Genomic DNA, 9,312 nt, shown 5'->3' on the forward strand with positions numbered 1-9,312 from the left:
CCCCGGCCCCCGCCCGGGAGAGCGCCGTCGACGAAAGCACCGTCGACGAAGGCACCGACACCGAAAGCACCGACGCCGAGAGCGCCTTCGCTTTCGGTGAGCCGTTGCCCGAAGGCCCGGTCGCCCTTGCCGCCATCACCAGTTGCACCCACACCGCCAACCCGGCCCTGCTGATCCAGGCGGGTCTGCTCGCCGAGCGGGCCGTGGCGGCCGGGCTGACCGCCAGACCCTGGGTGAAGACGTCCCTCTCCCCCGGCTCACGCGTGGCCGAGGGGTATCTGCGGGCGTCCGGCCTGCTCACCGCGCTGGAGAAGACCGGGTTCCACATCGTCGGCTTCGGCTGCATGACCTGCATCGGCAACTCCGGCCCGCTGCACCCGGTGATGGAGCGCCTCGCCGAGGAGGACATGGTCGCCCCGGTCGCCGTGCTCTCGGGCAACCGGAACTTCGCGGGACGGGTCAATCCCCGTACCCCGCTGTCGTATCTGGCCTCCCCGCCCCTGGTGGTCGCCTACGCGCTGGCCGGCTCGATCCTGCACGACCTCGCGACCGAGCCGCTGGGCACGGGTACCGACGGCCGGCCCGTCCATCTGCGGGATCTCTGGCCGTCCGAGGAGGAGGTGCGGGACCGGATCGCCGAGCACGTCCGTCCCGAGCTGTTCCGCGCGAACGCCGAGCAGCTGCGCGACGGCACCGACGCCTGGCGTCGGCTGGACGCGCCCGCCGGTATCCGCTTCCCCTGGGACCCCGAGTCCACGTACATCCGGCGGCCCCCGCACCTGACCGGCCTGTCCACGGCCCCTCCGGACCGCATCGGCCCACGCGTCGCCAAGGTCCTGCTGCACCTCGGCGACGAGGTCACCACGGACCACATCTCGCCCGCCGGCCGCATCCCCGTCGACAGCGCGGCAGGCCACTGGCTCACCGCCCGCGGGGTCGCGCGCCGTGACCTGAACCAGTACTCCACCCGCCGCAGCAACCACGAGGTCATGCTGCGGGGCGCCTTCACCAACCCCGCCGTCACCAACCTGACGCTGCGGGACCGACAGGAAGCGGGGCGGGGTGAGGGCGGGGGGTGTTCCCCCGCTTCCGAGGAACGGCCAGGAGGGAAACGGCAGGGCGGGCACGCGTACACGGCCGACCGCGCCGACGTCCTGCCCGTCCACCTGGCCGCGCCGACCTACCGCGAGGCCGGGTACGACCTGGTCGTCGTCGCCGGTCGTCACTACGGGGCCGGCTCCAGCCGCGACTGGGCGGCCAAGGCCCAGGCACTGCTGGGTGTCCGGGCAGTCGTGGCCGAGTCGTACGAGCGCATCCACCGCAGCAATCTGATCGGCATGGGGGTGCTGCCGCTGGAGTTCCGCGAGGGCGACCGCTCCTCCTCGTACGCCTTCACCGGCGAGGAGGAGCTGACGTTCGAGGGGCTGGACGACCTGACGGTGGGCACCAATCCGGTGGTCCTGCGCATCACGCGACCCGACCACGTCGGCCGCGGGCCCACCACCGTGAACCTGGGGCTACGGATCTTCTCCCGCCAGGAGCTGTCCTATCTCCGGCACGGCGGCATCCTTCCGTACGTCGTCCGCCGCACCCTGACCCGCCCTTGACCCGCCCTCGGCCCGGCCTGGCGCCCCCGCGCGCAGGCCGCGCATGACGAGGTCGAAGAGGCGGTCGGCCCGGGGGCGCCACTCGCTCTGGGGGTCGAGCTGCCAGACACCCGCGATGGCGAGCATGAAGTCGTCCGTGGTCACACCGGGGCGGATGGTGCCGGCTTCGTGGTTGGCGTCCAGCAGGAGATCGATCGCGGCGAGGAAGGGCGGATAGCCCGGTTTCGCCGCACCGCCCCTCGCTGCGGCGGCCCGCCGGAGCGCGTCCGCCAGGCCGGCCTTGGCCATGCCGTAGCGGGCCAGGCCGTCCATCCATTCCCGCAGAGCCCGGTCGGGTTCCCGGGTCCGCAGCAACTCGGCTGCGCTGTCGGCGAGTTGCTGCACCTCCTGGCGATGGATCTCCAGGACGAGCGCCTCGCGGTCGGGGAAGTGGCGGTAGAGGGTGCCCTGTCCGACGCCCGCCTTCCTGGCGATCGTACTGAGCGGGACGTCGGCGGAGCGCGTCAGCTCGACGAGGGCCACCTCCAGAATGCGCTCACGATTGCGCTGTGCGTCCGACCGCTGCGGCACCCCACCCGTCGACACCACTCTCACCCTCCCCTCACCCTTATGGACAACCGTCCACTTAGGCGCACCTTACCGCGCCGCTCGACCAGCGGGAACGTACGGTTCCGCCGCGACCGAGGATTAGAACAGTCGTCATAGAGCCGTGTAATGTCGCCCTATAACGAGCGTCATAGGAGGCAGTCATGACCGTCATCACCGTGCACACCCCAGAGGGCCGTCTGAGCCTCGAACAGCGTCGGACACTGGCCGAGACACTGACGGACGCGGTCCTCGTGCCCGAGGTCGGCCAGTTCGCCCCGGCCGCGCGGGCCGGATTCCAGGTCCACTTCGTGGAGCGGGCCGCCGGCATGATGGCGATCGGCGGGCGGCTGCTGGCGGACGCCGAGCAGGCGGCCGACGTCATGGTGATCGACGTGACCGTGATGGACGGCGACTGGCGCCGAGAGGTCCGGGCCGAGGTCATCGAACGGATCCTGGCCGCACTGGCCGAGGCATGCGGGGTCGCACGGCCCTCGCCGTCGTGGTGGGTCACGTTCCGGGTCGTCGACGAGGGCAGCTGGGGCGCCGGCGGCGGCGTGCTGTCGGTCCTCTCCCTGCTCGACAGCGGCGTGTTCACGCAGGAGAAGGCCGAGGCGATCCGCACGACCCTCGACGGCCGAGACGCCTGAGGCGGCCGTCGAGGGATGAGGCCCGCCCCACGCCCCTGCCCTCAGCCCGCCGGCAGGCCCCGCCGCAGGATGGCGTCGAGGTCGACGGAGCCCGGGAGGGTGCCGAAGGCATGCCCCCGGTCGCCGTCGAGCCGGGTCACGCGGAAGGCGTCGGCGATCGCGGCCGGCGCATGCCGGACCGGCAGGGATACCTGGAGGACGAGGGACATGCGCTCCACCAGCCGCCGGGCACCGGTCCGGTCGGCCTCGCGCACCGCGTCCTTCAGCCGGGCCGCGGCCGTGTCGAGCCGGGCGTCCGCGCCCCGGGCCAGGGCGAGTTCGGCGTACAGCGCCTCCATGGTGCCGGGGTCGCGGGTCAACGCCCGCAGCACGTCGAGGGCGTCGACCTTGCCCGAGCCCTCCCAGATGGACAGCAGCGGCGCCTCACGGTAGTGACGGGGCATGCCCGAGTCCTCGACGTAGCCGTTGCCACCAGGCACTCCAGCGCCTCGGCGGCGAAGGCCGGGCCGCGCTTGGCCACCCAGCACTTGCCGAGGCGGTGGCGATCCGGCGCGCCCAGCCACCCGACCTGGGCCCGACCGTCCAGCACTTGGGGGGCCGCCCCGATCAGCCGGCGGAGGACCTGGCCGCGCGCCTGTGGTAACCGGACGCCTGGGCGGGCACCGCCGAGGCATTGCTCGGCCCCATCGAGCAGACCCGAGAGCCCGTGGACCGCTTCACCGCCCTCGCGGCGGCCGTACGCCATTTGCTCGCCGACCCGGTCCTTCCGCCCGACCTCCTTCCGGCCCACTGGCCGGGCCCCGAGCTGCGGGCCGCGTACACGACGTACCGGCGGGAGCTGGTCGAGACGGTGCCGGGGCGCACGGACCGAGCCGGGCTTCCCCTCAGGGCCGCCGCTCGACCGCCCCGACGATCAGCGCCTCCAGCTGCTCCGCCACGTGGTCGAGGGGCTGGATGCCGCGCTTGGCGCGGCACATGGCGATGGCGCCCTCTACCGAGGCCACGACGAGCGCGGCGAGGGCGGGGGCCCGCTCCGGGTCGGCCCCGTGGTCGCGCAGCGCGTCGGCGAGCAGGCGCTCCCAGGCGTCGAACGCCTCTGCGGCGGCGACGAGGGCCGGAGGGATCTCATCGGCCGGCGGCTCCTCCACGGACACGGCGAGCACGGGGCAGCCGGCACGGAACTCGCTGTCGACGACCACGCCGCGCCACAGGCTCAGGAAGGCGCGGAGCCCGGCGACGGGACCCGCCTCCAACGCCTTGCCCAGGATGCGGGCGACGGCCGTGTCCGCGTAGCGCACGGCCTCGGTGGCCAGTTGCCCCTTGCCCTCCGGGAAGTAGTGGTACGTCGAGCCGAGGGGCGCCCGGGCGTGCTTGGCCAGGTTCCGGATGCTCGCGGCGTTCAGCCCGCGCCTGCTGATCAGATCGGCCGCCCCGGCCACGATGCGTTCCCGGGACGGTGTTCCGTCTTGCGCCAAGACCGTGCTCCCCTCTGGCTATATCGCTCGTCATAGTCTAGCGTGACCTCCGCTTATAACGATCGTCATAGATCGATCTGCCCGCAGGGTCGTCGCAGACCGCGTGCAGGTCTCCGGTCCGCCCCCGAGGACCCAAGCCCCGAAGGGATTTCGCATGCCGATGATCCGGCTCACCGCCCCGACCGGTTCACTGACCGAAGAGGGCCGCGAGAAGGTCCAGCGCGACCTCGCCGCCGTGCTGCTGCACTGGGAGGGCGCACCCGACACCGCGTTCTTCCGCGCCCAGGCGTGGAGCTTTCTGGTCGAGCCGCCCGAAGGGGCGCAGACGACGGCCGAGGACGACGAACCCCGCTTCCTCGTGGAGGTGACCGTTCCGCAGGGGGCGCTGTCCGAGCGCCGCCGGGCCGGGCTGGTGGAGGATGCCACCCGGACCGTCCTCGAAGCCGCCGGACTGCCCCCGGCCGAAGCACTGCGGGTGTGGGTGCTGGTGCACGAGCAGCCCGACGGCACCTGGGGCGCGGGCGGCTCCGTCGTCCGCTTCGCCGACCTCGTCGCCCTGGCGAAGGGAGAGCGGGCCGATGCGTGAACTGACCTACGTGGCCCGTCGCACCGTCGAGTGGCGCGAGGCCCCCGACCCGAAACTTCGTTCGGACGCGGAGGCGATCGTCGCCCCGGTGGCCGCCACCCCGTGCGACGTCGACTCCGCGATCCTCGCCGGTCACGGTTTCGTCGAGCCGCCCTTCGCCCTGGGACACGAGTGCGTGGCCCGGGTCGTGGAGACCGGCGACGCCGTCACCACCGTGGCCCCCGGCGATCTGGTCGTCGTCCCCTGGTCCATCAACTGCGGCGCCTGCGACCGCTGCAGGGCCGGGCTCACCGCGCACTGCACGGCGGTACCGCACATGGCGATGTACGGGGCGCCGATCGGCGGCACCTGGGGCGGCCTCTTCTCCGACCTGGTCCGCGTGCCGTACGCGGAGGCCATGCTGGTGCCCCTTCCCGCCGGCCTCGACCCCGTCGCCATGGCCTCCGCGAGCGACAACTGGTCCCTGTCCTGGCGCCTGGTCGCACCCCACCTCGCGAACCGACCCGGCGCCCGCGTCCTGGTCGTCGCCCGGGGCAGCATCGGCCTGTACGTGTGCGACATCGCCCGCGCGCTCGGCGCCTCCGACGTGCTCTACGTCGACCCCGACCCCACGCACCGACAGCTCGCCGAGGGCTTCGGCGCCCGTACCGCCGAGGCCGTCGAGCCCGTCCCGCACGGCTTCGACCTCGCAGTCGAGGCCACCGGCCGCGTCGACCAACTCGCCCTCGCCGTCAAGTCCCTCGCCCCGGAAGGTGTCTGCGAGTCCGCGGGCAACCACTTCCGCCCCGGTGAACTGCCCCTGCTCGACATGTACCTCACCGGCGTCACCCTGCGCGTCGCCCGTGACAACGTCCGCGCCCACATCCCCGACGCCCTCGCCCTCGCCCGCTCCGGCAAGGTCGACCCGGCGCGCGTCGTCTCCCATGTCCTCGACTGGGAACGACTCCCCGAGGCGCTCCCCGAGAAGCACCTCAAGCCGGTCTTCGTCCGCGCCGAGGGCTGATCCCTCTCCCCCGGCCCATCACGCTCCGACCGAGAAATCCGATGAACACACCCCTCACCGAACCACCGACAACCCAGACGACCGCGACACCCACGACGGCACCGACGGCACCGACGCCCACGCCAGCACCGAAACACAGCGGCCTCCCCCGGCCCGCGGAGGAAGACCTCGAACCCCTGCGGGCGGCCACCGCCGCGCTCGGCCGGGACCTGCGTGCCCTGGTGGAGACGGCGGTCCGCACGACGGCCCCGGCGGAGGTCCTGCACGCCGTGGCGGACGACGTCCGCCGGCTCACCGGGCGGCTGACCGGGCGACTGACCGGTCGACTTCGGCGCAGGTCGGAGATCCCTGACGTGGACGAATTCCCCGGCGGCACCAGGATGTTCAGCCCCGTCACCGGAACCGGGAGCCCGCTCGCCCCGCCCCTGCGGGTGACACCGGCGGACGGCGGCCTCCTCGGCCGGTGCACGCTCGGCATCGCCCACGAGGGGCCGCCCGGCTACGCGCACGGCGGGATGAGCGCGATGCTGCTCGACGAACTGATGGGCCGGGCCTGCGGCGCGGTCGGCCTGCACGCCATGACCGTCTCCCTCCAGGTCCGCTACCACCGGCCCGTCCCGGTGGAGACGCCCTTGCGTCTCTTCGCCCACGTCACCGGCACCGAGGGCCGCAGGATCCTCGTGCACGGCTCGGTCAGTCTGGCGGCGGATCCGGCGGTCCCCGCGGTGACGGCGGACGGCGTCTTCGTCTCACCCGACCCCGACCGTGCCCACGCCCTGTTCCCGAGCCTGCGCGACCCGCGAACGGACGTACCCCCTGTGACCCCGACGTGATCGACACGCCGTAGTCTCCTCTGGCCGGGAAAGCGATTTCACCGGTCACACATGGTCGAACGGGGGGACGGCGCATGACATATCGACGTGCGGTGATACCGGCGCTGGTGGGCGGGGTGCTGCTGACGGCGCTGTTGTGGTGGGCGGGCGCGAGCGAGAGCGCACTGCGACTGCAGGGCGCCACCGACGTGTTGGGCGCCCAGGCCGCCGCCGACCTGGAACGCTGGCTCGCCCCCTGGTCGTACGACCCGCCCGCGTCCTCGTCACTCGGCGCGGCGGTGTCGGGCGGCATCGGCGACACGGCACACAGCGACAGCAGCCGGTACCTCGCGCTCCACTCGACCGCGCTGCAGATCCGGTTCGCGGCGGTCCTCGTCTTCTTCGTCCCCGGCGCGCTGCTCCTGGTACGCAGGCTGCCGCCGGTGCGGGGGCGGCTGACGGCGGCGCTGCTGGCGGTGTGGGCCTGGGGCCTGGTGGCGGGCACGCTGGCGGTCACCGTCTCCGCGCCGTGGCTGATCGCCTCCCAGGGCCGCGGCAGTTACCGCTTCCTGCCCCAGCTCGCGGCCGTCAGCTCCTCGGGACGGCAGGTCCTGGTGGCGACGGCACTGGTGGCGGCCGTGGCGACGGTGCTCACCGCACGGATCACCGCCGAGGACACGGACCCGCCGCGGCGGGAGGCCGTCCCCGTACGCGCGGCGCGCCTGGCCGCGACCGCCGGGACGGCGGTGATCGCGCTGTCCCTGGTGGTCCTCTCCTACCACTCGGTCGCCGCCACCCTCCAGACGGCGTTCTCGGGCGGTGGGCTGCTCTCCGAACCGGGCGACCTGCTGCGCCAGTGGCTGCTGCTCGGCGCCTGGGGCGGGCCCGCGGGCGCGCCGCTCGATGACTGGCTGCTCTACCGCGCCGTCGACGTCCTGCTGCTCGCGGTGGTCTGGTGGGCGCTGCGCCTGCTGCCCGGACTGCTCACCCGGGCGACCGTCCCGGCGCTGGCGGTCGGCGGGCTCTGCGCGACCGTCCTGGGCCTGCTCACGAGCCAGTTCCTGCGCATGCTCGTGGACGGCACGCAACTGCGCTGGGACCTGTACGCGGTCGCCGGCTTCGGCAACGGCGTGACGGCAGCCCTGCTCTGGGGCCCCTTGGCGGGCCTGGCGACGGCACTGACACTCCGCGTGCTCGCGGCCCGCAAGGAGACCGAGAGGACCGAAGAGACCTAGTGAGCAAGGGGAGGCCCGGCCCCGCTGGGTCACCAGCCGTGCGTCAGGACGTCGTCCAGGGCGGCGACGAAGCCGTCCGCGCCGTCCCGGGTCAGGCACAGCGGTGGCTTGATCTTCAGCACGCACTGCCGGTCGGAGGTCGGCTGCATGATCACGCCGAGTTCGCGCAGCCGCTCGCAGATCGCGGCCGTCTCCTCGGTGGCCGGCTCCAGCGTCGTACGGTCGCGCACGAACTCCACGCCGAGATAGAGACCGGAGCCGTGCACCGCGCCGATCAGCTCGTGACGGTGGGCGAGTTGCCGGAGCCGGTCCTTCAGGTAGCCGCCCACGTCCAGGGCGTTGGCCTGGAGTTCCTCGTCGCGCAGTGCGTCGAGGACGGCGAGGCCGACCACCGAGCTGACGGGGCTGCCACCGGCGGACGAGAAGAAGTAGCCCTGGCTGCGGTAGGCCTCGGCGATCTCCCGCCGGGTGATCACGGCGCCCAGCGGATGCCCGTTGCCCATCGCCTTGGCGACGGTCACCACGTCCGGTACGACGCCCTGTTGCTCGAACCCCCAGAAGTGGGTGCCGAGACGGCCGTAGCCGACCTGCACCTCGTCCGCGAGACAGAGTCCGCCGACGGCCCGGGTGGCCGCGTAGACCTGCTCGAGATACCCGTCCGGCAGGGGCATGCCGCCGGCGTTGCCGTAGAACGGCTCGCACAGGAACGCGGCCGGCGGGGTGCCGCGCGCCGCGAGTCCGGCGATCCGCTCGGCGGCCTCCGGGCCGTACCGTCGTGCCTCGGCTCCCCGGTACCGGCCCCGGTAGGAGTTGGGGGCGGCGACCGTGTGCACCCAGGGCGGGCGTGAGGCGAGGGCGCCCGGGTTGTCGGCGATCGAGGTGGAGACGGCGTCGCTCGCGTACGTCCAGCCGTGGTACGCCTCCTCGACGGCGACCACGTCCTGCCGTCCGGTCGTCGCCCAGGCGAGCCGCAGCGCGAGGTCGACGGCCTCGGAGCCGCTGTTCACCAGGAAGACCGTGTCCAGGCCGTCGGGGAGCGACCGCGTGAGCCGTTCCGACAGTTCGACCACCGAGGCGTAGTGGAAGCGGGAGTTGGTGTTGAGGCGCCGCCACTGCCGGTGCACGGCGTCGCTCAGCGCGGGGTGGCCGTGACCGAGGACGGTGACGTTGTTGAGCATGTCGAGGTAGACGCGGCCACGGGTGTCGACCAGGTGGTGCCGCCAGCCGCGTTCGATGCGCGGCGGCTCCTCGAAGTAGTGCTCCTGGACGGTGGCGAAGGACTGCTCGCGGCGTTCCAGCAACTCCGCGTCGGCGGCGGCCGGCCGGGCCTCGCCCTCGCCCTCCCCCACGGGTTCACCC

8 protein-coding genes and 3 pseudogenes are annotated in these 9,312 nt (G+C 73.2%); 7 read left to right on the forward strand and 4 right to left on the reverse strand.

The genetic code is table 11. The features are described from left to right. Positions 1-1,607, forward strand: a 1,607-nt coding sequence (locus P1P70_RS34385) for an aconitase family protein (RefSeq protein ID WP_319244842.1), incomplete at its 5' end; no start/stop codon positions are given. Positions 1,608-1,619: 12 nt separating this feature from the next. Here the strand turns inward: P1P70_RS34385 and P1P70_RS34390 are convergent. Further along, positions 1,620-2,192: pseudogene (locus tag P1P70_RS34390) on the reverse strand (TetR/AcrR family transcriptional regulator); the annotation flags it as partial. A 164-nt stretch (positions 2,193-2,356) separates the two neighbouring features. On the opposite strand from P1P70_RS34390, the gene P1P70_RS34395 reads away from it, so the two are divergent. Then, a complete protein-coding gene (locus P1P70_RS34395; RefSeq protein WP_319244844.1) occupies positions 2,357-2,842 on the forward strand; it encodes a tautomerase enzyme in 486 nt (161 codons plus the stop codon). A 41-nt stretch (positions 2,843-2,883) separates the two neighbouring features. Here the strand turns inward: P1P70_RS34395 and P1P70_RS34400 are convergent. Continuing rightward, positions 2,884-3,394, reverse strand: a pseudogene (locus P1P70_RS34400) (acyl-CoA dehydrogenase family protein); the annotation flags it as partial. A 154-nt stretch (positions 3,395-3,548) separates the two neighbouring features. Here P1P70_RS34400 and P1P70_RS34405 point away from each other — a divergent pair. Continuing rightward, positions 3,549-3,677 (forward strand): annotated as a pseudogene (locus tag P1P70_RS34405) (PaaX family transcriptional regulator C-terminal domain-containing protein); the annotation flags it as partial. A gap of 49 nt (positions 3,678-3,726) precedes the next feature. Here the strand turns inward: P1P70_RS34405 and P1P70_RS34410 are convergent. Then, positions 3,727-4,317 carry a TetR/AcrR family transcriptional regulator gene (locus tag P1P70_RS34410; RefSeq protein WP_319244846.1) on the reverse strand — a complete coding sequence of 197 codons (591 nt, stop codon included), beginning with the start codon at positions 4,315-4,317 and terminating at the stop codon, positions 3,727-3,729. 154 nt (positions 4,318-4,471) lie between these two features. Here P1P70_RS34410 and P1P70_RS34415 point away from each other — a divergent pair, with 154 nt between their 5' ends. The 4 genes from P1P70_RS34415 to P1P70_RS34430 all read left to right on the forward strand — a co-directional run bounded on the left by P1P70_RS34415 (position 4,472) and on the right by P1P70_RS34430 (position 7,953). Then, positions 4,472-4,903, forward strand: coding sequence for a tautomerase family protein (locus P1P70_RS34415; protein ID WP_319244848.1), 432 nt, complete (start codon positions 4,472-4,474; stop codon positions 4,901-4,903). Then, positions 4,896-5,906, forward strand: coding sequence for a zinc-dependent alcohol dehydrogenase (locus tag P1P70_RS34420; protein ID WP_319244850.1), 1,011 nt, complete (start codon positions 4,896-4,898; stop codon positions 5,904-5,906). The genes P1P70_RS34415 and P1P70_RS34420 overlap by 8 nt, the downstream gene beginning before the upstream one ends. Positions 5,907-5,947: 41 nt before the next feature. Then, positions 5,948-6,739 (forward strand): PaaI family thioesterase, encoded by a 792-nt coding sequence (locus tag P1P70_RS34425; protein ID WP_319244852.1) that lies wholly within the window; start codon positions 5,948-5,950, stop codon positions 6,737-6,739. A 74-nt stretch (positions 6,740-6,813) separates the two neighbouring features. Further along, positions 6,814-7,953 (forward strand): hypothetical protein, encoded by a 1,140-nt coding sequence (locus tag P1P70_RS34430; protein WP_319244854.1) that lies wholly within the window; start codon positions 6,814-6,816, stop codon positions 7,951-7,953. 29 nt (positions 7,954-7,982) lie between these two features. Here the strand turns inward: P1P70_RS34430 and P1P70_RS34435 are convergent. Beyond that, the coding region (locus P1P70_RS34435) for an aminotransferase class III-fold pyridoxal phosphate-dependent enzyme (protein ID WP_319244855.1) at positions 7,983-9,312 on the reverse strand (1,330 nt) is incomplete at its 5' end.

It is taken from the genome of Streptomyces sp. MB09-02B, from assembly GCF_033794485.1.
In the GTDB taxonomy this organism is placed as follows: Bacteria; Actinomycetota; Actinomycetes; order Streptomycetales; family Streptomycetaceae; genus Streptomyces.

What these genes read in the sequence shown, in the direction of transcription:
- P1P70_RS34395 (WP_319244844.1), top strand. Translation starts at nt 2,357, where the DNA reads ATGACCGTCATCACCGTGCACACCCCAGAGGGCCGTCTGAGCCTCGAA.
- P1P70_RS34415 (WP_319244848.1), top strand. Translation starts at nt 4,472, where the DNA reads ATGCCGATGATCCGGCTCACCGCCCCGACCGGTTCACTGACCGAAGAG.
- P1P70_RS34425 (WP_319244852.1), top strand. Translation starts at nt 5,948, where the DNA reads ATGAACACACCCCTCACCGAACCACCGACAACCCAGACGACCGCGACA.
- P1P70_RS34430 (WP_319244854.1), top strand. Translation starts at nt 6,814, where the DNA reads ATGACATATCGACGTGCGGTGATACCGGCGCTGGTGGGCGGGGTGCTG.
- P1P70_RS34420 (WP_319244850.1), top strand. Translation starts at nt 4,896, where the DNA reads ATGCGTGAACTGACCTACGTGGCCCGTCGCACCGTCGAGTGGCGCGAG.